Genomic DNA, 22,029 nt, shown 5'->3' with positions numbered 1-22,029 from the left:
GAGCGGACCGCTTCTAAACTGGCGGCTAAGGCTGATTGAGTGCCGAGAAGCGGTCCACTTGGTTTCATTCCAATGGGCCGGCATGCTCGAGTTCGAGCAGCGCCGCCTTGCGATCCACGCCGCCTGCGTAGCCGGTCAGCGCGCCGTTTGTCGCGACGACACGGTGGCACGGAACGATCACGGAAACAGGGTTGCGGCCTACCGCGCTCCCCACTGCGCGTGCGTGCCCCGAGTCCAGGCGCAAGCGCTTCGCGACCTCCGCATAGGAGATCACACGTCCATACGGAATCGCTTCAAGCTCTTTCCAGACCCGCCGCTGAAACGGCGTGCCACGCAATGCAATGGGAAGCCCGAAGTCCCGTCGCTCGCCGGAAAAGAACTGCGTGATCTGGCGCTGTGCGTAAAGAGCGAGTGGCGGCGCTCCGGTTCCGATGCGCGTGAGCGAGATGTGCGGAAAGTACTTCTGGCCCACGAAAAAGAGGCCGGTCAGGAAATCGTCTTCTATGCGCAGCGCGATATCGCCCAATGGACTGGGAATCAGGTAGCCGGGTGTCATTTGAGTTGGCCTTCGAGTTGGCTCCACATGTGGAGGGTTGCGTAGGCGCGCCACGGTTGCCATTGTTCGGCATGGCGGCCGAATACGGATGCGCGCGCGTAGCCCAGCCGCTTTTTCAGCTTCAGGTCGCACGGCGGAAAGGCATTGGGCCACGCGAGCGCGCGCATGGCGATGTATTGCACGGCCCATTCGCCGATGCCGTGAATGTTCCGCAGCGCATGGAGCGTTTCCTCCAGCGGCGCTGCGGGCTCGAGCCTGATGCGCCCCGACGACACTTCGCTTGCGAGCGCAACGATCGTCTCTGCACGCTTGCGCGCCATACCCGTATCCTCGAGTGCGGAGACTGGCTCGCGTGCAAGCGTGGCCGCGCTGGGAAAGACGCGCGTCAAAGCGTTCGGCGCGCTGACCGGCGTGCCAAAGCGTTCGGCAATGCGTGAAACGATGCCTTGCGTGCGCGTTGAATGTGGTGATTGCCCGGCCAGGGCGCACACTGCGATCTCGAAGCCGTCCATGGCGCCCGGGACGCGCATGCCCGGTGAGCCGTCCGCGAGATCGCCGAGATGCGGATCGATCAGATCGGGGCGCGAGTCCAGATCGAACAGACGCCTGACGCGCGGCAGAAGCTGCCCCACGACGGGCATCAGCGACATCGGCAAGGTCACTTCGAGCGCGAAGCGCTGTGGCGCGTGCCGCACGCTGATCCAGCCGTGGATATCGCGGCCGTGATGGCTCAATGCGAGGGTGCGCGTATAGATTTCGTCGCCGATATGCTCGACGCTGGCTATCTGCCGGCGTGCGAGGAACGCGAGAATGCCGGACCAGCAAAACGGCGGCCGATAGCCCAGCGGAAAGGTCATGCTTTCTGCATTCGAAGCATTGGGGACATCGGTTTCTTTGCGGAACCGCAGTGGGTTCAGGCCGTACTGTTTCAGGAACAGGTCGTTGAACCGCCGCACGCTGCCGAATCCCGCCGCGAGTGCAACGGCGTTCATCGGCAAGCGGGTATCGGTCAACAGCCGCTTAGCCATCAGTAATCGCTGGGTTTGAGCGAACTCCATCAGCGACACGCCGAATTGCGCGTCGAAGATCCTGCGCAGGTGCCGGTCGGTCACGCCCACGCGTGCGGCCAGGTCAGCCAGGCTGCCCGTGTTGAGGCAACCCTCTTCGATCAGCGTGGCGGCGGCGTGCGCGAGCCTGCTCGAAACGTCCAGCAGGCCGTTGCCTGGGGCCAGTTCAGGGCGGCACCGCAGACAGGGGCGAAAGCCCGCGCGTTCCGCCGCTGCGGCGTTGGCGAAAAAGTGGCAGTTCTGGCGCCGGGGTGTGCGAACCGGGCAGACCGGGCGGCAGTAAATCCCGGTAGACGAAACGCCGACGAAAAACCAGCCGTCGAAACGGCGGTCCTTCGAGAGCATGGTCTGGTAGCAGGTGTCGGGATCGAGGCGCATGTCGAGACTTTAAAACAGATTCAGGGGGGAATCTGGCCAGATTCGGACATGAGTATTCGCGCCCGGTGCGCCTCTGCGACTTGTGTCGCCGTATGCCTTAACAGCGCCTTTATGACTCGAACGGATAAACGTATCGGATTTACTTCGTTGTCAGGCGGCGGGCGGATCACGTAGATTGAAGCCATTGCTTACCTGAAAGGCTTGCTGCGTGACTACCCCTGCCACATTCACCGCTTCAGCCGCATCGAGCGCGCACGCGTCCCAACGCTTCGACATTCTTCCCCTGGATGCGCCGCTCGGCGCGGAAGTGGTCGGCCTCGATCTCGCGAAGCCGCTGTCGAGCGAAGACTTCGCGCGAATTCATCGCGCGCACCTCGATCACCATGTGCTGGTGTTTCGCGACAAGCGCATCACGCCGGAGCAGCAGGTCGAATTCAGCCGCCGCTTTGGGCCGCTGCAGATCCACGTGCTGCACCAGTTCGCACTGGCGGGCCACCCTGAGGTGCTAATCGTTTCGAACATCGTGGAGAACGGCAAGCCCATCGGTCTTGGCGACGCGGGGCACTTCTGGCACTCCGATCTTTCATACAAGGAGAAGCCGAGCCTCGGTTCGCTGCTACACGCGCAGGAGTTGCCCGCAGAGGGCGGGGATACGCTGTTCGCCAACATGCATCTCGCATGGGAGACGCTGCCTGCGTATTTGCGGAGCGCCGTGGAAGGGCGGCGCGCCGAGCATACCTATCTCGCGCGCTATGCGGAACTTCAGGCGCGCAGCCCGTGGCGGCCGAATCTCACGGCGGAGCAGATCGCGCAGGTGAAGCCCGTTGTGCATCCGGTCGTGCGCACGCACCCGGAAACGGGCCGCAAGGCGCTGTTCGTGAGCGAGCACTTCACGACATGCATCGTCGATCTACCCGAGGACGAAAGCCGCGCGCTGCTCGACGCGCTGTTCGCGCACAGCGTGCGTGCGGAGCATTGCTACCGCCACGCATGGCGTGAGCACGATCTCGTGTTCTGGGACAACCGCTCGCTCATGCATCTCGCGGCGGGCACGCCCGATCATCTGCGCCGTAAGCTTTATCGCACCACCATCGAAGGCGACACGCCGTTTTGATGCGCGCCGCGGGGCATTTTTTTGCACGTTCGATATTAAACAGAATAAGAAGGAATCCATAGTATGTTGCTTTCCATCGGTAACGCGCTCGCGAAACGCGCGAACGTGTGGCGCCGTGCGGGCGTTGCGTCACTCGCCATTGCGCTCGCGTCGTTTGGGCTGGGCGCGCCGGCAACCGCGCGCGCAGAAGGGCAGATTCGCATTGCGGAGCAGTTCGGTGTCGTGTATCTGATGCTCAACGTCGCGCGCGACCAGCATTTCATCGAGCAGGAGGGGCGCAAGGCCGGCGTGGATATCAAGGTCGACTGGCTGCGTCTTTCTGGCGGCGCGGCCGTGAACGACGCGCTGCTTTCCGGCGCGGTGGATGTGGCCGGCGCGGGCGTGGGCCCGCTGCTCACGGTGTGGGACCGCACGCATGGCAGGCAGAACGTGAAAGGCGTGGCATCGCTCGGCAACCTGCCGTATTACCTCGTGAGCACGAATCCGAACGTCAGGACCATTGCCGATTTCACGAGCAAGGACCGCATTGCCGTGCCGGCCGTGGGCGTTTCCGTGCAGTCGCGCGTGCTGCAATACGCGGCGGCGAAGCAGTGGGGCGAGAAGCAGTTCGACCGGCTCGACCCCTACAGCCAGGCGATTCCGCACCCGGATGCCGCGGCCGCGATCATCGCGAACAGCAGTGTGATCACGGCGCATTTCGGCAATCCGCCGTTCCAGCAGCAGGAACTGGCGGCCAACCCGAAGGCGCATATCGTGCTCAACTCGTACGACGTGCTGGGCGGACCGGGATCGGCCACGGTGCTTTACGCCACGCAGAAGTTCCGCGAGGAGAACCCGAAGACCTATCGTGCATTCGTGGCGGCGCTCGCCGATGCGGCGAACTTCATTGCAGCGCACCCCGAGCAGGCCGCGGATATCTATATCCGCGTGAACGACTCGAAGATCGACCGCAACCTGCTCCTTAAGATCCTGCGCGATCCGCAGGTTCAGTTCAAGACAGCGCCGCAGAATACGCTCGCGCTCGCGCAATTCATGTATCGCGTGGGTGCGATCCGCAACGAGCCAAAGTCGTGGCGCGATTACTTCTTCGACGACCCGGCGGTTGCCAACGGCAGTTGAGCCAGCGCGCCCTCAGCGTCGGCGAGCGGGCCCCTTTCGGGCCCGTTCGCATTGGTGGCGGATAGCCAGCGCTTATGAGCAGGCCTGGTTTGGATATGTCGATTCATTGGTTGGGCGGCACACCGGGTGCCCGTATGTTGACGTTTTATCCGCTGGATTTGCGAAAAGTGAACGTCACCTCCACCAGATTCTGGGAGCGCGCTCCCGCAGCGCGCCGCGAAGCGGGCGCGGCGGAACGCGTCGTTGTGAGCGAGCGGCCTGCGCATACCGAACACACCGTCGACGCCGCACGACACAGCGAACGCCTGCTCGCCATCGAAAACGTCAGCCTCGAATACCGCAGTCGCGAGCGCATCGTGCGCGCCACGCAGGACGTGAGCTTTGATGTCTACGGCGCCGACCGTTTCGTGCTGCTCGGGCCTTCGGGCTGCGGCAAGTCCACTTTGCTCAAGGCGATTGCGGGCTTTATCGAGCCGGTGTCGGGATCGATCTCGCTGGCGGGCGGACCGGTGCGCGGGCCGGGTGCGGACCGCGTCGTAGTGTTCCAGGAATTCGACCAGTTGCCGCCCTGGAAAACCGTGGCCGAGAACGTGGCGTTTCCGTTGCGCGTCGCGCGCAAGCTGCCGCGTGCCGAAGCGCGCGAGCGTGCGCTCCATTACCTCGACAAGGTAGGCCTCGCCGCCTTCGCCGATGCGTATCCGCACACGCTTTCGGGCGGCATGAAACAGCGCGTGGCGATAGCGCGTGCGCTCGCCATGCAGCCGCGCGTGCTGCTGATGGACGAACCCTTCGCCGCGCTCGACGCCCTCACGCGCCGCAAGATGCAGGAAGAACTGCTGCGCCTTTGGGACGACGCGCGCTTCACGCTGCTGTTCGTCACGCATTCGATCGAAGAGGCGCTCGTGGTCGGCAACCGCATCCTGCTGCTCTCGCCGCATCCGGGACGCGTGCGCGCGGAGGTGAACAGTCACGCGTATTCGCATGCGAGCATGGGCGGCGTGGATTTTCGCGAAAGTGTGGCGCGCATCCATCGCCTGTTGTTCGATACCGATATTGAAACCGAAGCTGAAAAGGAGGCCAGCCGATGAGCACGCCACACCCTACGCTGCCGACCTTGCCGCCCGTGCGCGCGGAATACGAGCGGCCCTTGCTGCCGGTGCAGGCGGGAGCCGCCACCGCGCCATTGCCGCTTGCGCGGCGCGTGCTCGATGCGGGCTGGTTTCGCCGCACGCTCATCGCGCTGGTGCTTGTTGCAGTCTGGGAGACCACGGCGCGCGTGGTTGCGAACGATCTGCTCGTGCCGACCTTTGGCGCGACGCTTGCCGCGTTCGTGCAGGGCATTGCGAGCGGCGAATTGCTCGTCAAGACCGGCATTTCGATGTCGGTGCTGCTGCGCGGCTATGCTATTGGCGTGGTGCTCGCGTTCGTGCTCACGTCGCTCGCGGTTTCTACGCGCGTGGGGCGCGATTTGCTTTCCATGCTGACTGCGATGTTTAATCCGTTGCCTTCCATTGCACTCCTGCCTATTGCGTTGCTCTGGTTCGGGCTCGGCACCGGTAGCCTGCTGTTCGTGCTCGTGCACGCGGTGCTGTGGCCGCTCGCGCTCAACATGTACACGGGCTTTCTCGGCGTGCCGGCTACCCTGCGCATGGCGGGGCGCAACTACGGGTTGAGCGGCCTACGCCAGGTGGTGCTGATACTCGTGCCTGCGGCGCTGCCCTCGATCATTGCGGGCTTGCGCGTGGGCTGGGCCTTCGCATGGCGCACGCTGATCGCGGCCGAACTTGTGTTTGGCGCTAGCGCAGGGCAGGGTGGGCTTGGGTGGTATATCTTTCAGAACCGCAACGAGCTTTATACCGATCGTGTTTTTGCTGGGCTTGCTGCTGTGATCGTTATTGGGCTGCTCGTTGAGCATCTGGTGTTTGATACGCTGGAGCGGTTGACTGTGCGGCGCTGGGGTGTGCAGGTTTGAGGTTCTGGGCTCTGCGAGGCGCTTGATTTGCGAACCACAACAAAAAAAGCAAACCGCAGATGTGGGCGCGGCTACACTTTCACGGCGGCTTGCGCTTCAATCTGCGCAGCGGCTTGGGGTTCGCGCTTGAGCGCGAAAAGCGAAGCGACGACGATCAGCATGCCGCCGATCCACGCGGGCAAGGTAAGCCGCTCGCCGAGCCACACGCAGGCAAACAGCGCGCCGAACACCGGCTCGCTGCCCATCAGCAATGCCACGCGCGTGGGGCTGCTGCGGCTCACGGCGTAGTTCTGCACGAAGAAGGCGAACAGCGTGCAGCCCGCCACGAGATAGATCACGCTGCCCCAGAACACGCCATGCCCCTGCCAGTGCGGCAACGGTTGCCACTGTTCGGGCGCGACAGTGATCGCAAGCGCGGCGCAGCCGATCGACACGACGGCGGACTGGACCGCTGTCACCGTGAGCGCCGGCACGGCGCCCGACTTCATCACGCGCTTGACCGCGCAGGTCGCCAAGGCGCGCAGCAGCGCGGCCAGCACGACCAGCAGATCGCCGGGGCTCGCCGCCACATGGCCGCCCGTCAGGAGCAGCGCGCCAAGCAGCGACACGCCGGCCGCCGCCCATTCCACGGGCCGCGGCGCGCGCTTGAGCCACGCCCACTCCACGAGCGGCGTGAGGACCACGCACAGGCTGATGAGAAACGCGGCATTCGAAGCGTTCGTGAGCGACACGCCAAACGTCTCCGCCAGAAAGATGCCGAGCAGCAGGAGTCCCGCGCCGAGCACGCCGATCTGCTCGCGCCACGTCACATGACGCAGACCGCGCAACGCGGGCGACAGCAGCACGAACGTGATGCCAAAGCGCAGCGCGAGCAGACCCAGCACCGGGTAGACGAGCAGCGCGCCCTTCACCACGCCATAGCTCGTGCCCCAGATGAGCGCGACGGCCACGAGCAGCAGATCGAGGGTGCGGGAAGAACGGGTCAGAGCATTCATGGGGAACGAGCCTGCAAATAAGCCGGGAACGGACCCATTGTCCGATAATGCCTTCGCAGCGATAATCCGCTTAGACGGAACATCATTTATGCCCAGAATGCACAGATGATTTCACCCTTCCTGCCATGAATCCCGCCGACCTCTTGCCGCTGCTGCCCGATCTGGCCACCTTCGCCCGCGTGGTCGACGCGGGGAATTTCTCGGTCGCGGCGCGCCAGCTCGGCAGCACGCCTTCCACCGTGAGCCGCCAGATGCAGCGGCTCGAACGCGCGCTCGGCACGCGCCTGCTGGAGCGCTCCACGCGCAGCCTGCGGCTCACGGAATCCGGCGCCGAGGTCTACCGTCACTGCACCGACATGGTCGAAGCCGCCGCGAGCGCGGCGCAAGCCGCCAGCCGCCTGACCGGCCGCCCGCATGGCCGCGTCGGCATCAGCGCGCCTATTTCCTTTGCGCAAAGCGTCATTCATCCGCTGATTTCCGGCTTCCTGCGTGCGTATGAGGAAGTCGCGGTGCAACTCATCTTCACCGACCGCGACGTCGATCCCGTGCGCGACAACGTCGATATCGTGATTCGCCCGACGCCCACGCCGCCGCCGGGGCTCGCGGCGCGGCGGCTCGGCACGCTGCAGTGGATGCCGTGCGCGTCCCCCGCCTACCTGCGCGCGCACGGCACGCCGACGCACCCGAAGGATCTCGCCCGCCACGACTGCCTCTATCTTGGCGAAACGCCCGACGACAACCGCTGGACCTTCCGGCGCGGCGCGCAGACGCATGCCGTCGAGGTGAAGGGCCGCTATATCGCCAACGACGTGGGCGCGCGGCGCGATGCGGCACTCGCGGACTGGGGCATTGCGAGCCTGCCTGAATTCGCCGCGGCGGATGCGCTGCGCGACGGGCTGCTCGTGCGCGTGTTGCCCGAGTGGTCGCTGGAGCCGCGCGCGTACAGCGGCCCGGTGTGGATGCTCTATCCGCCCAACCGGTTTTTGCCGCCGAAGGTGCGCGTGTTGATCGACTGGCTTGCGCAGCAGTTGCCCGAGTGACCGGCCGTCCCGCCCCGCTGCCCGTGAGACGATCGGGCATGAACTTGAGCAGCGCCGACATTCACCCTCGCGCGTGGACCTCCTAGACTGGGTCATGAAAACGAATGCATGAACCCTTCAAGGAAACACGATGCAAACCCTGCGAACGGATGTCGCCATTATCGGCGCCGGCACGGCCGGACTTTCCGCTTACCGCGCCGCGAAGGCGGAAGGTGCAAGCGCAATCATCATTGAAGGCGGCGCTTACGGCACGACCTGCGCGCGCGTGGGCTGTATGCCCTCGAAGCTGCTGATCGCGGCGGCCGAGGCGGCGCACGCGGTGACCATGGCGCCGCGTTTCGGCGTGAATCCGCTCGGCATGGAAATCGACGGCCGGGCCGTGATGGAGCGCGTACGCAGCGAGCGGGACCGCTTCGTCGGTTTCGTCGTGGACAGCACGCTCGCACTGCCCGAAGCGGACCGCCTCGTTGGGCACGCCCGCTTCATCGACGACGGCCTGCTCCAGGTTGGCGAGCACACGCAGGTGCGCGCAAAAAGCGTAGTGATCGCAACGGGCTCGACGCCCACGGTACCCGAGTCGCTGGCCGGACTTGGCGACCGGCTGATCGTCAACGACGACGTGTTCGCCTGGGAGGACTTGCCGCGCAGCGTGGCGGTGGTCGGTGCGGGCGTGATCGGTCTGGAACTCGGCCAGGCGCTCGCGCGGCTCGGCGTGCGAGTGACGCTGTACGGCGGCTCGCACGGCAGCGTGGGGCCGCTCACGGACCCGCGTCTGATAAGCGAAGCGCACCGCGTGTTCGGCGCGGAAATGCAGTTCGAGACGCAGGGACGTGTCGTATCGGCTACGCGCAGCGATGCGGGCGTGACGCTGCGGTACGCCCGCGCGGACGGCACGCAGTCCGAAGCAACGTTTGATTACGTCCTGGCGGCAACTGGCCGGGACCCCAACGTGGCGAATTTGGGCCTTGCAAACACCTCGCTCGAACTCGACGCGCACGGCGTGCCGCGCTTCGACCCGGCTACGCTGCAAGTCGGCACCGCGCCGGTGTTTTTGGCCGGCGACGCGAACGACGTGCTGCCGCTGCTGCACGAAGCCGCAGACGAGGGCCGCGCAGCGGGCCGCAACGCGGCTCGCTTTCCCGTAGTCGAACCCGTTGCGCGCCGTGCGGTGCTTGCGATCGTGTTTTCCGATCCGCAGATCGCCATGGTTGGCAAGTCACATCGGGATCTGGTGGAAGGCAGCGTCGTGACGGGCGCCGTGAGCTTCGAGGACCAGGGCCGCAGCCGCGTGATGCTCAAGAACCACGGCCTGGGCCACGTGTACGTGGATCGCGCGACACGGCGCTTCGTGGGTGCGGAATGGTTCGGACCGGCGGCTGAACATATCGGGCACCTGCTCGCGTGGAGTGTGCAGATGGGACTGAGCGTGGACGACATGGTGGCGATGCCGTTCTATCACCCGGTGGTGGAGGAAGGCTTGCGCACGGCGTTGCGCGACGCTGCTTCGCAGCTGAATCACAAGGGCTAAGGCGAATATCGCCTGGTTATCCTTTCCAGCTCGCAACGGCGCACACACCGACAATGAAAGCACTCGTCCTCAGCCAGTACGATGGTCCGCTCGAACTGGCCACGCTCGATCGCCCGCAGCCGCAAACGGGCCAGGTGCTCGTGCGCGTCCATGCTGCGGGCCTCAATCCACTCGACGTCAAGATTCGTGCAGGGAAGGCCGATCATGCGAAGCATCCGCTGCCGCTCGTGCTCGGCATCGACATGGCGGGCGTGGTGGAAGCGGTGGGCGCGGGCGTCACGCGTTTCGCGCCGGGCGACGAGGTGTACGGCATGACGGGCGGCGTAGGCGGCATTCAAGGTTCGCTGGCCGAGTACGCTGCCGTCGACGCGGACCTCCTCGCGCGCAAGCCCGCGAATCTCTCGATGCGCGAAGCCGCCGCGCTGCTGCTTGCGTTCATCACGGCGTGGTCGGGCATCGTCGATCGCGCGTACCTGGCGGCGGGACAGAGCGTGCTGGTTCAGGGCGGCGCGGGTGGCGTGGGCCACGTGGCCGTGCAGATTGCGCGCGCGCTCGGTGCGAATGTCTTCGCGACGGGGAGCGCGCGCAACGGCGATGTGATTTCGCAGTTGGGTGCGACGCCTATTGATTATGGCGCGCTAAGCGTCGAGCAGTATGTTCAGGCGCATACGGCCGGTGCAGGGTTTGATCTAGTGGTGGACACGGTGGGCGGCAAGACGCTCGATGCTTCGTTTGCCGCGGTCAAGCATTTTGGGCACGTGGTGAGCGCGCTCGGGTGGGGCACGCATGCGCTCGCGCCGCTGTCGTTTCGTGAGGCGACTTATTCGGGTGTGTTTACGCTTTATCCGCTTTTGAGCGGGAAGCACCGTTTGCATCACGGTGAGATGCTTCGCGAGGCCACGCGGCTTGCCGAGGCGGGGCAGCTCAAGCCGCGGGTGGATTTGCGGTGCTTCGCGCTGGGTGAAGCCGAGCTTGCTTATGAGGCTGTCGCCGATGGTAGTGCGGCTAGCAAGGTTGTCGTTGAGATTGGTTGACGGTGTGGTGTCGGGTGCTGCACCGCTGCGGGCGGGATTTCTCGCGCTTTGGCGTTTCTTGTGTTCGCGTCGGTATGCAGGCGTTGCCCCTGTGCGGGGCGGCACCTACTTTTCTTTGCCAGCGGCAAAGAAAGCAACTGTATTGAAGGTCAAGGCGCTCATCCTTCCGGCGGCGCTCCGCGCGCCGAAGGGCATAGTCAAAAACCGGCGGGGCACATGAGTTCTCGCGGATGCCCAGGCGTGCCACCCGGTTTCCCTTGCAGACCCAACCGCAGCGCGCGTAGCGAGCAGCGGGATGCATGACTGCCTTGTCACTCACTTTGGTGGTGCGAGGTGACAGACGCTCCGGAGCCATTCACCATTAGTGGTGCGAGGTGAACCGTGGCGGTCGCTGGCGGTTTGAGCGGCTTTCTTTGCCTCCTTTCTTTGCCGCGGCAAAGAAAGGAGGTGCCGCCCCGCACAGGGGCAACGCCTGCACACCGACGCGAACACAAGGAAAGCCAAAAGGAAAGCGCAAAAGCGCCGACTAGCCGCGAACAAAAAGCATCACGGCGCCCCCACCGCATACCCCCTTACTGCTGCGGAGCACCTTGCCAGGCAGGCAGCGTCGCCCCGTGATACACGGCAATAATCTCAGTAGCGACATTAGCCTGCTGATAACTTTCCACAAGCGCACGCACCCATCCCGCATTGGCATCCTTCTCATTCACGGCAATGAAGTTGCGATAAGGGTTACCCGTCACCTTCTCCTGAGCAATCCGCTCCTGCGGAATCTTGATCCCCGACTTCACGGCCCAGTCCGTATTGACAACGGCCGCATCCAGATCGCCAATCGCACGCCCGACAATACCCGAATCGAGTTCCTTGATACGGATATTCTTCGGATTCTTCGCGATGTCGCGTGCGGTCGGCAGCAGGCCGACGTCGTCGCGCAACGTAATGAGCCCCTGTGCCTGGAGCAGCAGCAGCGAGCGGCCTTCGTTGCTCGGATCGTTCGGCACGCCAATGGTCGCGCCCTGCGGCAGGTCCGTTAGCGACTTCACCTTGCGTGAATACAGCCCGATAGGCTGCACGTAGGTAAAGCCCACCGGCACGATCTTGTAGCCGCGCGCCTTGATCTGTGCGTCGAGATACGGCTTGTGCTGGAACGAATTGGCGTCGAGGTCGTGGCTGGAAAGCGCTTCGTTGGGCTGCGTGTATTCGGAGAACGTGGTCACCTTGATCGTGAGGCCGCGCTTCGCGGCGTTGGCGGCGACCACGCGCCATACGTCCTCGTCTTCACCCGACATGATGCCCACGCGCAACGTCTGGTCCGCCGCGTGCGCGAGCGTCACGCCCCCGAAACTCACGGCCATCGCGAGCGAAGCCAGCATCGTGCCCAGCAAGGTTCTTTTTTTCATAGGATCCGTTATTCGAAGAGTTGTGGATAAAGCGATGCTAGAGAGCGCGTCGCAAGCGGACAACCAATTTTGGGAGGATTGCTTATCTATATTCGTCGTTTTGCGGCGCGCAACCGCGTGGCCAGCCCTCGGGCTACGAGATCGATAGCGAAGACTACGCGGATGAGCCTGACGCCGCGCTTCAACGCAGCTCGGCATAGCCCTGTCGAGCCGCAGTGCTGGCGAACGCCTCGATCTCGGCGTACGCCTCGCCAGTGAGCCTGGCGAACCCGCGCAGCCGCAGCTTGTGTGCACGTTCAGGATCGGCTGCGAGCGCGGCGTCCAGCGCATCGCGCAATCCATCGGCTTGATTCTCGCCGAGCGCGCGTGAGGCGATCAGCGGAAGGCCGGGGGCGGAGGCTGTCATGCCGATGGTTTGCACGCCGTCGAACCGTTCGGGCTGCGAATCGTGCAGCAGCGCGAACGTGACGCAGTCGATGGCGCCCACGTCGGCCGTGCGGTTCGCCAGCGCGCGTAAGGTGGCCGCGTGCGAGCCTGTCCAGCGCACCGAGGCGAAGAAGCGGCCGTCGCGTGCGAGCGGCGCGACCGCGTGGCGAAACGCGTTCATGCCGCTATGCGAATCCGCGCCGTTGCATGCGGCGCGCAAGCCGCGGCACGCTGCCAGCGTTTTCGCGCCGCGCTCCCACGCCTGCGCCGAAACGACGAGCACGCTGCGATAGCGCGGACCTTCGCAACCGGGTGCGTCGAATATCGGGGTCGCAATCAGATGGACATCTTTGGCGAGGCCAAGCATCCGGTATGGATACCCGCAGGTCTGCGAGAGCAGCAAATCCTCGCGGCGCCAGTAGGGCATGAGTTCGCCCTCCGGCGCGTTCTCGATCGCGATGTCGCCCAACTTGAACGACCGCGCAACTTTGGCCAGACAGTCGCTCAACAGCGAGCGCCACGACGCCGCATGTTGCGGCGTCACGTTGTACATCGGCAGGGAGGCGATCCAGCGGGTCATCGGCGCATTCTACGCCGCACATTCGTGGCGCGTCGTGCGGCGCGGTGAAATAAGCAAATGGCAATTCGTTGGTTGGTGAAGCGCCGCGCGTTCGGTATGGTGAGGACCTGCGTTGCTTTGCTCTCCGTATGGAGTGGCACCATCCTTCATCGCGGGAGCTGGCGAACATGGCCGAATACTTCGACGCAGATCACGCGCGGGAAATCGCCGCGCTCGCCACAGGGTTCACCGCACGCACGGAATGGCCCACGTGGCTGCTGATTGCCGTGATCTACGGCGGCTGGTTTGCGGTGCTGGCGTTCGTGCGCTCAGGTCTGGTCACGCTCGTGTCCGCCACGCCATGCCTCATCGTGTTGTGCGCATGGCATATGTCGCTCCAGCACGAATTGCTGCACGGTCATCCCACCCGTTTCGCATGGCTGAACATGACGCTGGGCTGGCCGCCGCTTGCCGTCTGGTTTCCCTATGCGGTGTACCGCGAGAGCCATATGGCGCATCATCGCGACGAAGCGTTGACTGTGCCTGGCATCGACCCCGAAACGAACTACGTGCGGCACGAGCGATGGGCTCGCCTGCCGCGCTGGCATCGCGTGCTATGGCACGCACGCAAGAGCTTCGTGGGCCGTGTGGTGATCGGGCCGCCCATGAGCGTGGCCGCCATGCTCGCCGGCGCGGCGAAAGCGCTGCGAAGCGGCGACTGGCGTGACGTGCTGATGTGGCTCGCGCACTTCGCGGCCGTTGTGCTGCTGCTCGCGTGGGTGCAGCGTTACGCGGGCGTGCCGTGGTGGTGGTATCTCGCCGCCGTCACCTGGCCCGCGCTCGGGCTCGCGATGGTCCGCTCGCTGTACGAGCATCGCGCGGCGTCGCATCCCAAGGCGCGTATCGCCATCAACGAGGCCGGGCTCGTCATGCGCTTTCTGTATCTGAACAACAACTACCATCTCGTGCACCACGATCTGCCGCGCTTGCCGTGGTTTCAGCTGGCGCGCGCCTACCGCATGCGGCGCGACGACTATCGGCACAAATGCAGTGGTTTCGTGATCGAAGGCTATGCCGCGCTCCTCAGGCGTTACGCGTGGCGCGCGACGGATGCTCCCGCGCATCCGTTCGGCGATAGCACCGCGCAGTGACGCTCACTGCCGGAACCGTTTAAAGAAGCGCCGAATGTCGGCAGCGAGCAGATCGGGCTCTTCCATGGCGGCGAAATGGCCGCCACGCGGCATGTCGGTCCATTGCGCGACATCGAACACGCGCTCGAGCCACGACCGCGGCGGGTGATTGATCTCCTTGGGAAAGTGCGCGAAGGCGACGGGCGGCGCCACGCGTTGCCCGGCCGCGAAGCGAAACGGCTGGAGACGGTTCTCCCAGTACATCTGCATGGATGTGCCGATGCTGCCCGTGAACCAGTACAGTGAAAGGTCCGTAAGCAACGTGTCCTTCGAGAACCGCCGCTCGATGTCACCGTCGCAGTCGCTCCACGCGCGAAACTTCTCGCCGATCCATGCGGCCAGTCCAGCGGGCGAGTCGTTGAGCGCCGCCGCCGCGGTTTGCGGCCTGGTGCTGTGCATATGCGCGTATCCGCCCTCCAGTGCTGCCCAGTCGGCCTTTTCGCGCAGATAGTCCTGTTCCACCGGGGTGAGCGGGGCTTGCGCAGCGTCGATTGCGGGTTCATACGAGCTGGGCAGGAAATTCAGGTGGATGCCCTCCACGGCCTGGGTGTGCCGCGCGGCTAACGCGATGGACGCACCCGCGCCGAGGTCGCCGCCCTGCGCGCCGAAGCGCTCGTAGCCGAGACCGCGCATGAGCGCGGCCCACAGGTCTGCGATCTGGAACGCGGAGGTGCCGGGCGCTGCCGGCGCGGGCGAAAAGGCAAAGCCCGGCAGCGACGGGACGACGACATCGAACGCATCGGCCGGGTCCGCGCCGTATGTCGCGGGATCGCAGAGCCGGTCGAGCAGCGCGTGGAATTCGATGAACGAGCCCGGCCAGCCGTGCGTGATGACGAGCGGGTAGGGCTTCGGGCCCGCGCCGCGCCGATGCACGAAGTGCACACGCTGGCCGCCCGCACCACCCGCACCACTCACTTCGGCCATGAACTGCGGCAACTGGTTCAGCGCGCGTTCGGCGGCGCGCCAGTCGTATTCGTCTGCCCAATATGCGACGAGCTCGCGCAGCCATGCACTATCGGCCCCTTGTTGCCACGCCGGCGAGGGCGTAGCGTTGGCCCAGCGCGTGGCGCGCAAACGCCGGCGCAGGTCGTCGAGTGCCTCTTCGGGAACGCGAATTTCAAACCGGTCGATATGCATGATGGTTCATCCGCACGCTGGCAGGCCGAGGAGCTGTCCATTATGAGCGAATTCGCCGCCGCGCATCGGCCGCCCCCAGCGACCCTTCGAATTCCATCCATCGCTTACCAGATGTTTATCGAGGCATCGATTTAATTTATCGGCGTTTGGCAAGCGCGGCGGGGCGGCGCGACGCCTCAGTCGGGCAACGCGGCGCGGCGCAAACCCCACGGCGTCCGTGGTTTGCAGTATTTTCAGCCGCCGGCTGCCGCACCCGCTTATTGCCATGAGCGGTATTTTTTGCACAATCTAGGTAATAGCCCTGGCTACTAGCGCGGTGGGGCCAATTCGTACCGTAGCGCAACGATTCGAATCAGCAGCAGAGGTCCCAATGATCATCGACATTCACGGCCACTACACGACGGCGCCCAATGCGCTGGAGGCGTGGCGCAAACGCCAGATAGCGGGCATCGCCCATCCGTCCGAAATGCCGAAGGCATCGGAGCTGAAGATCAGCGACGATGAATTGCGCGAGTCGATCGAACTCAATCAGCTCAAGCTGATGCGCGAGCGCGGTCTCGATCTCACGATTTTCAGCCCGCGCGCGAGTTTCATGGCCCATCACATCGGCGACTTCGAGGTGTCGAGCACGTGGGCCGCCATTTGCAATGAGCTGTGCCACCGCGTGAGCGAGCTTTTTCCCGAGCATTTCGTGCCGGCCGCGATGCTGCCGCAAAGCCCGGGCGTCGATCCGGCCACGTGCGTGGCGGAACTCGTCAAATGCGTGGAGCAGTACGGCAATGTGGCGGTCAACCTGAATCCCGATCCCTCGGGCGGCCACTGGACGAGCCCGCCGCTTTCCGAGCGTCACTGGTACCCGATCTACGAGAAGCTCGTCGAATACGACGTTCCCGCGATGATCCACGTGAGCACGAGTTGCAACGCGTGCTTCCACACCACGGGCGCGCACTACCTGAACGCGGATACGACCGCATTCATGCAGTGTCTGACGTCGGACCTGTTCCGCGACTTCCCCACGCTTCGTGATTCCGCACGGCGGCGGCGCGGTGCCTTACCACTGGGGGCGCTTTCGGGGCCTCGCGCAGGAGTTGAAGAAGCCGCCGCTCAGCGAGCATTTGCTGAATAACGTGTTCTTCGACACCTGCGTGTATCACCAGCCCGGCATCGATCTGCTCACGCGCGTGATTCCCGTGGACAACATTCTGTTCGCGAGCGAGATGATCGGCGCGGTGCGCGGCGTTGACCCAGAAACGGGCCACAACTACGACGACACGAAGCGTTATATCGAAGCCGCACATGTCGACGCCGCCGATCGCTACAAGATCTACGAAGGCAACGCGCGCCGCGTGTATCCGCGCCTCGATGCGCGGCTCAAGGCAAAGGGATTGTGAGCGCACACGCAGCGGCTCGCAATCTGTGCAATACCGGCGAAGCGCCCTATAAGGCGGCCTCGCTCACTCTCGACCGAAACGGAAGTCAATGACAAAGGACGATGTGAAAAGCAACGCCGCGCTGGCGGGGGTCGGGTCGATGGCGACGCGCCTCCTGCTCGCGGGTCTCGCCGAGCAATACGAGCGCGAGACGGGGCAGCGGCTGACTGTTGCCGCGATAGGCGGCGTGGAAGCCGCGCGGCGCGTACAGGCGGGCGCGGCGTTCGATTTCGCCGTGCTGGCCTCGGCTGCGATCGACCGCCTGGCGGCGGGCGGGCACCTTGTTGGCGCGCGCATGGACGTGGTGCGCTCCGGCATGGCGGCGGCCGTGGCCGCCGGCGCGGCGCACCCGGATATCGGCACTGAAGACGCACTGCGCGAGACGATGCTGCGCGCGGCGCGCATCGGCTATTCGACGGGGCCTAGCGGCGACCATCTGCTGCGGCTCCTCGAGCGCTGGGGCGTAGCCGAAACGCTCGGGCCGCGCCTCGTGATGGCGCAGCCGGGCGTGCCTGTCGCGAGCCTGATCGCGCAAGGCGAGGTCGAGATCGGGTTTCAGCAATTGAGCGAGCTAAAGGATGTGCCGGGCGTAGACGTGATCGGGCCGCTGCCGGCCGGGGCGCAACTCGTCACGGTCTTCTCCGCGGCGATCTGCGCGGTGTCGCAGGAGCGGCAGGCGGCGGCGGACTTCCTGGCGTTCCTCGGATCGGAACGCGCCGTGGCGACCAAGCGGGCGTTTGGCATGGAGCCGGCAGGCGGCGCGGCGCACGGGCGGTAGCTGGGCAGCAGGGCACGAGCAAGACGGCAATCAGCGGAATAGAAGGAGCAATAAGGCGATTGGATTGGACATCTCATGTCGCACGGTTCACGTATCCAAATTAATTAGGTTTACTAATCAGAAAAAACAGAATCGGAGGCATGAAAAGTGAATCAGAACAACACCAATACGGACAACCTCAGGAGGCAAGCATGAGAACCCTGCATATCCGGCGGCTTTTCACGAGCGTGCGCGCTCGTGCAGCCTCGCTGCTCTCGCTGTGCGCCCTCTTCGCGGCGGCCACGCTCGTGGCCGCGTGCGGCAGTGGCGGTAGTGGCAGCAGTAGCGCCGATGCGTCGAAAGCGCCGCTCGCGGTCGTCGCGCCCGTGGTGGATTGCTCGAAGCTGACATCGGTCGACATCACCGATATTGGCGGGGCTGGCAGCGCGATTACTTCGGCCAGCATGACCACGGCGACCATCAACGGTGCTTCGGTCAACTTCTGTACGGTGAAGGGCACGCTCGCGCCTTCGAATACGTTCGAAGTGGCGCTGCCGGTGAGCACGTGGACGCAGCGCTTTGCGGCGCTAGGCTGCGGGGGTCTATGCGGCAACCTGAGCGACCCGACCCAGCAGTCGTCGTTCAGCTTCAGCTACAGGTGTCCGCTCGTGCAGGAAGGCGGCTTCGTGACGGCGGCGACCGATATGGGCCACTCGGGCAACGACACGACGTGGACCACGGACCCGCAAAAAACAGGCCGATTTCGCCTATCGCGGGCAGCACATCACGACGCTCACGGCGGAAAAGCTCATCAAGGCCTATTACGGGCAAACGCAGAAGTACGCGTACTTCATCGGCTGCTCGGACGGCGGCCGCGAAGCGCTGATGGCCGCGCAACGCTACCCGAACGACTATAACGGCATCGTCGCGGGCGCGCCGGCTGCACACTTCCAGATCCAGAACTCGCTGTATCACGGCTGGAGCGTGGAGTCGCAAAGCACGACCGGCGACAGCACCGGCAACGCGACCCTTTACGCCGACAAGACGCTCGTGCTGCACAAGGCAGTCGTCGCGGCATGCGGCGGCCAGGCGGGTGTGCCCGATGGTCTGATCGCCGATCCGCGCACTTGCAATTTCGATCCCGCATCGATCCAGTGTGCGCAGGGCGCGACGAACACGAGCAACTGCCTGACCGCAGCCGAAGTCGCCACCGCGAGCAAGATCTATGGCGGACCGGTGGACGCGACAACGGGCGAGCGCATGCTGGCGGGCTCCCCGCAGATGGGTTCGGAGGAGAACTGGGTCGGCGTGGAAGTGCCGACGACGAATTCGACGGCCGCGCCGGTTTCGGTGAAGAGCCTGTTCAGCTACTTGATCGTGACGGGTGCCTATAACCTGATCTTCACGGGCTCGCCCAGCATGCCGACCATCGACACCTTCGGCTACACGGATGCGAGCTTCTACCCGACCTACCTGCAGGCCAACCATCCGCTGATGGACGCGACGAACCCCGATCTCTCGGCGTTCAAGAAGGCGGGCGGCAAGCTGATCCTGTGGCACGGCTGGGCGGATCAACACATTTCGCCGCGCTTCACGATCCAGTACTACGAAGCGATGCAGAACACGACGGGTGCTTCGAACGTGAGCGATTTCGCGCGCCTGTACCTCGTGCCCGGCGTGGCTCACTGCGGCGGCGGCGAAGGCTTCCCGAACATCGACCTCGTCTCGCAGATCACGGCGTGGGCCGAGCAGGGCACGGCGCCGAACGCGGTTATGACGTATCAGACCGATTCGTCGAACAACGTGACGGCCAGCCGCCCGGTTTATCCGTACCCGGCAGTCGCGCAATTTACGGGCACCGGCGACTGGCACCTCGGCGCGAACTGGACCCAGGGCACACCGCTGTACAACCAGCCCACGCATGCCTGGGCAGGCTCGAGCTTCTATGCGACGTACACGCCGACTACGCAGGGTGTTGCCGCGCCTTAACGGGTGAGCTTCGGGCACACTCGCATGATTCACCGTTGAACCGGCCAGCCCTTCGGGGCTGGTTTCGTTTGTATTGCGATAAATAAATCGCATGGAAAATTCGGGCAAGGGCGGCGGCGCGAGGTGCGCCGCCGCCTCGAAAAGCGGCGCGCATAGGAGCGCCGCCCGGCGATGTAGCGGCAACTGAATTCCGCACGATCGTCCGGCGCGTTTGCGAATCCTTTCGGAGAGCATCGATTTTGCTTATCACGCTGGATTCGATTCCAGCCCCGGGCCGTGTCAGGCAAAGCGCGGGCTGATCGCGCCCGGCCTTTACGCGGCGCGGCTTTCGGGCCGGTATCGCAAGTGCGGGCGTGCCGAAATCGCCCATGCAGACGGGCACGGACGCATCCAATATGTGGTTAACCCGCACTTTCGGGCGAAGGGTTGGCCACCTATCGTGCCCCCGACGGATAGCAGTTCGTAGAAATTCGACTCGGGCAGGAGCGAGCGGCAGACCACAGAACGGACAGGAGACTACAGATGTCTGGCAGCAAAACAATCGATATCAAGGCGTTCATCGACGAACGCCACATTTCGGCCTACCAGTGGCTACTGGTGGCGCTGTGCTTCCTCGCGGTGACCGCCGACGGCATGGACGTGGCCATCATGGGCTTCGTCGCGCCCTCCATCATTCACGATTGGGGCATTTCGCGCCCCGAGTTCGGGCTTGTCATGAGCGCCGCGCCCATCGGTCTCGTGATCGGCGCGCTCGCCGCGGGTCCGGCCTCGGACCGCGTTGGCCGCAAGTGGGTGCTCATCACCTCCGTGTTCCTCTTCGGCGTGTTCACGATTCTCACGGCATTCACGCAGTCGCCGGTGTCAATGGCGGTGCTGCGCGTGCTGACCGGTGTCGGTCTTGGCGCGGCCATGCCGAACTCCACGACGCTGCTCTCGGAGTACTCGCCGCAACGCCGCCGCGCGCTGCTCATCACGATCATGTTCACGGGCTTCAACCTCGGCTCCGCACTGATCGGCTTCGCGGCCGGCTGGCTCGTGCCGAACCACGGCTGGCGCGCGGTGCTGATCTTCGGCGGCGCCATTCCGCTTGCGCTCGTGCCGCTGCAGGCCTGGCTGCTGCCGGAATCGGCGCGTCTGCTCGCCGTGCGGGGCGCCACGAGCAAGCGCATTGCCGCGACGCTGAACCGCGTGACCGGCGCGAACTTCGCGGGCGACGAGAGTTTCGTCTCGACGGAGCCGCCGCTGCCCACGCGCAAGCCGATCGGCGTGCTGTTCTCGGAAGGCTATGGCGTGATGACCCTCGCGCTGTGGGTCACATATTTCATGGGCCTGCTCGTCATCTATCTGCTGACCGGCTGGCTGCCCACGCTGATCAAGGACGCGGGCCTCTCCATTACGGTGGCGGCGAACGTCACGTCCATGTTCCAGATCGGCGGCACGATCGGCGCCGTGCTGGTGGGCTGGATCATGGACAAGGTGCGCCCGGCGCGCGTGATCAGCGCGGCGTATGTCGGCGGCGGTATTTGCGTGCTGGCGCTGGCCGGCGTGGGCGCGCTGTCCTCGTCGCTCGCCCTGCTCGTGTTCGCCGCGGGCTTCTGCATGAGCGGTGCGCAAACGGGCCTGAATGCCTACGCACCGGGCCGCTATCCGACGGTTGCGCGTGCAACGGGTGTGAGCTGGATGCTGGGCATGGGCCGCTTCGGCAGCATCTTCGGTTCGGCCATCGGCGGCGCGCTGCTGGGCCTTGGCTGGGAATTCGCGGCGATTCTCGCGATGCTCGCCGTACCGGCGGTGCTCGCGGCCATCGCGATCCTGGTTTCGCAGCGTGCGCGTCAGTCGGAACCGGCTACGCAGGTGAGCGCGGCACACTGAGTTTGATCTAGCAACAGCGCTGGACTGGTCGGCGCGGCGGTGCGGTTTGCACTGCCGCGCCGTTTTTTTTGTCTGGCGTGAGAGCGGAGACACAGCCTCCGCTTGATTGCAGCGTCAAATCCTGAACGCGCTCACCGTTTCGATCACGGTCTGCGCATTCCTGCCAAGCGTATTGGCCGAAATCGAAAAGTGACTCACGAGTGCGCTGTCCTGCTGCGTGAGCGCTTCGATATGATCGAGAGCCTGCTTGATCTCGGCAATGCCGGCGCTTTGTTCGCCGGTCGCGGTATTGATCTCGTCGATTGGCACGTTCACGTCGCGCACTGCCTGCACCGCCTGCTGCATCTTTTCGCGGGCCGTTTCGGTGAGTTGGCAGCCTTCCTGAACCTTCTGGCCTGATCCACATCACCGTCGCCCGCCGCCAGCACAGAAAGCGCGAGATGGCATTCGAGCGAGATCGCACGCG

18 protein-coding genes and 2 pseudogenes are annotated in these 22,029 nt (G+C 64.7%); 13 read left to right on the top strand and 7 right to left on the bottom strand.

Annotated features, from left to right (window positions below; translation table 11 throughout):
- Positions 1-64: 64 nt before the first annotated feature.
- Together M3A49_RS28510 and M3A49_RS28505 are read right to left on the bottom strand one after the other, a co-directional pair.
- Positions 65-556, bottom strand: a complete 492-nt coding sequence (locus M3A49_RS28510) for a methylated-DNA--[protein]-cysteine S-methyltransferase (RefSeq protein ID WP_266232005.1) — start codon at positions 554-556, stop codon at positions 65-67.
- On the bottom strand, positions 553-2,001 hold the full coding sequence (locus M3A49_RS28505) for a DNA-3-methyladenine glycosylase 2 family protein (protein ID WP_266232004.1): 1,449 nt from the start codon (positions 1,999-2,001) through the stop codon (positions 553-555). Before M3A49_RS28505 ends, M3A49_RS28510 begins: the two co-directional genes overlap by 4 nt.
- Positions 2,002-2,209: 208 nt before the next feature.
- Between M3A49_RS28505 and M3A49_RS28500 the strand changes: the two genes are divergently transcribed.
- From M3A49_RS28500 to M3A49_RS28485, 4 genes are all read left to right on the top strand, one after another.
- Positions 2,210-3,115 (top strand): TauD/TfdA dioxygenase family protein, encoded by a 906-nt coding sequence (locus M3A49_RS28500; protein WP_266232003.1) that lies wholly within the window; start codon positions 2,210-2,212, stop codon positions 3,113-3,115.
- Between the two features lie 63 nt (positions 3,116-3,178).
- Positions 3,179-4,234, top strand: a complete 1,056-nt coding sequence (locus tag M3A49_RS28495) for an ABC transporter substrate-binding protein (protein ID WP_266232002.1) — start codon at positions 3,179-3,181, stop codon at positions 4,232-4,234.
- 167 nt (positions 4,235-4,401) lie between these two features.
- Entirely contained in the window at positions 4,402-5,322 is a 921-nt protein-coding gene (locus M3A49_RS28490) for an ABC transporter ATP-binding protein (protein ID WP_375541844.1), read from the top strand.
- Positions 5,319-6,206: an ABC transporter permease gene (locus M3A49_RS28485; protein WP_254357872.1), complete on the top strand. Its 888-nt coding sequence runs from the start codon at positions 5,319-5,321 to the stop codon at positions 6,204-6,206. Before M3A49_RS28490 ends, M3A49_RS28485 begins: the two co-directional genes overlap by 4 nt.
- 71 nt (positions 6,207-6,277) lie before the next feature.
- Here the strand turns inward: M3A49_RS28485 and M3A49_RS28480 are convergent, their stop codons facing one another.
- Positions 6,278-7,201 (bottom strand): DMT family transporter, encoded by a 924-nt coding sequence (locus M3A49_RS28480; RefSeq protein ID WP_266232001.1) that lies wholly within the window; start codon positions 7,199-7,201, stop codon positions 6,278-6,280.
- 125 nt (positions 7,202-7,326) lie between these two features.
- Here M3A49_RS28480 and M3A49_RS28475 point away from each other — a divergent pair, with 125 nt between their 5' ends.
- The 3 genes from M3A49_RS28475 to M3A49_RS28465 all read left to right on the top strand — a co-directional run bounded on the left by M3A49_RS28475 (position 7,327) and on the right by M3A49_RS28465 (position 10,803).
- Positions 7,327-8,241 (top strand): LysR family transcriptional regulator, encoded by a 915-nt coding sequence (locus M3A49_RS28475; RefSeq protein WP_266232000.1) that lies wholly within the window; start codon positions 7,327-7,329, stop codon positions 8,239-8,241.
- Between the two features lie 130 nt (positions 8,242-8,371).
- Positions 8,372-9,769: a dihydrolipoyl dehydrogenase gene (locus M3A49_RS28470; RefSeq protein WP_266231999.1), complete on the top strand. Its 1,398-nt coding sequence runs from the start codon at positions 8,372-8,374 to the stop codon at positions 9,767-9,769.
- Between the two features lie 53 nt (positions 9,770-9,822).
- Positions 9,823-10,803 (top strand): zinc-dependent alcohol dehydrogenase family protein, encoded by a 981-nt coding sequence (locus M3A49_RS28465; RefSeq protein WP_266231998.1) that lies wholly within the window; start codon positions 9,823-9,825, stop codon positions 10,801-10,803.
- Positions 10,804-11,375: 572 nt separating this feature from the next.
- On the opposite strand, the gene M3A49_RS28460 is transcribed toward M3A49_RS28465, so the two are convergent.
- Together M3A49_RS28460 and M3A49_RS28455 are read right to left on the bottom strand one after the other, a co-directional pair.
- A complete protein-coding gene (locus M3A49_RS28460) occupies positions 11,376-12,176 on the bottom strand; it encodes a MetQ/NlpA family lipoprotein (RefSeq protein WP_266232109.1) in 801 nt (266 codons plus the stop codon).
- Between the two features lie 208 nt (positions 12,177-12,384).
- Positions 12,385-13,209, bottom strand: a complete 825-nt coding sequence (locus M3A49_RS28455; protein WP_266231997.1) for a phosphate/phosphite/phosphonate ABC transporter substrate-binding protein — start codon at positions 13,207-13,209, stop codon at positions 12,385-12,387.
- 128 nt (positions 13,210-13,337) lie between these two features.
- Here M3A49_RS28455 and M3A49_RS28450 point away from each other — a divergent pair, with 128 nt between their 5' ends.
- On the top strand, positions 13,338-14,339 hold the full coding sequence (locus M3A49_RS28450; RefSeq protein WP_416339028.1) for a fatty acid desaturase: 1,002 nt from the start codon (positions 13,338-13,340) through the stop codon (positions 14,337-14,339).
- 3 nt (positions 14,340-14,342) lie between these two features.
- Here M3A49_RS28450 and M3A49_RS28445 read toward each other — a convergent pair whose 3' ends face one another.
- Entirely contained in the window at positions 14,343-15,515 is a 1,173-nt protein-coding gene (locus M3A49_RS28445; RefSeq protein WP_266231995.1) for an epoxide hydrolase family protein, read from the bottom strand.
- Between the two features lie 370 nt (positions 15,516-15,885).
- Between M3A49_RS28445 and M3A49_RS28440 the strand changes: the two are divergent.
- From M3A49_RS28440 to M3A49_RS28420, 5 genes and pseudogenes are all read left to right on the top strand, one after another.
- Positions 15,886-16,906 (top strand): annotated as a pseudogene (locus M3A49_RS28440) (amidohydrolase family protein).
- 88 nt (positions 16,907-16,994) lie between these two features.
- Positions 16,995-17,723, top strand: a complete 729-nt coding sequence (locus M3A49_RS28435; protein ID WP_266231994.1) for a substrate-binding domain-containing protein — start codon at positions 16,995-16,997, stop codon at positions 17,721-17,723.
- Positions 17,724-17,914: 191 nt separating this feature from the next.
- Positions 17,915-18,619, top strand: coding sequence for a tannase/feruloyl esterase family alpha/beta hydrolase (locus M3A49_RS42525; protein ID WP_416339027.1), 705 nt, complete (start codon positions 17,915-17,917; stop codon positions 18,617-18,619).
- Positions 18,513-19,691, top strand: coding sequence for a tannase/feruloyl esterase family alpha/beta hydrolase (locus M3A49_RS28425; protein WP_416339031.1), 1,179 nt, complete (start codon positions 18,513-18,515; stop codon positions 19,689-19,691). Before M3A49_RS42525 ends, M3A49_RS28425 begins: the two co-directional genes overlap by 107 nt.
- Before the next feature lie 522 nt (positions 19,692-20,213).
- Positions 20,214-21,563 (top strand): MFS transporter, encoded by a 1,350-nt coding sequence (locus M3A49_RS28420; RefSeq protein ID WP_266231993.1) that lies wholly within the window; start codon positions 20,214-20,216, stop codon positions 21,561-21,563.
- A gap of 114 nt (positions 21,564-21,677) precedes the next feature.
- On the opposite strand, the pseudogene M3A49_RS28415 reads toward M3A49_RS28420, so the two are convergent.
- Positions 21,678-21,947: pseudogene (locus M3A49_RS28415) on the bottom strand (hypothetical protein); the annotation flags it as partial.
- Positions 21,948-22,029: the final 82 nt, after the last annotated feature.

The organism is Paraburkholderia sp. CNPSo 3076, from assembly GCF_026343935.1.
GTDB lineage: Bacteria > Pseudomonadota > Gammaproteobacteria > Burkholderiales > Burkholderiaceae > Paraburkholderia > Paraburkholderia nodosa.
Note: the sequence above shows the minus strand (reverse complement) of the source record. Positions and strands in the feature narration are given on the sequence as shown.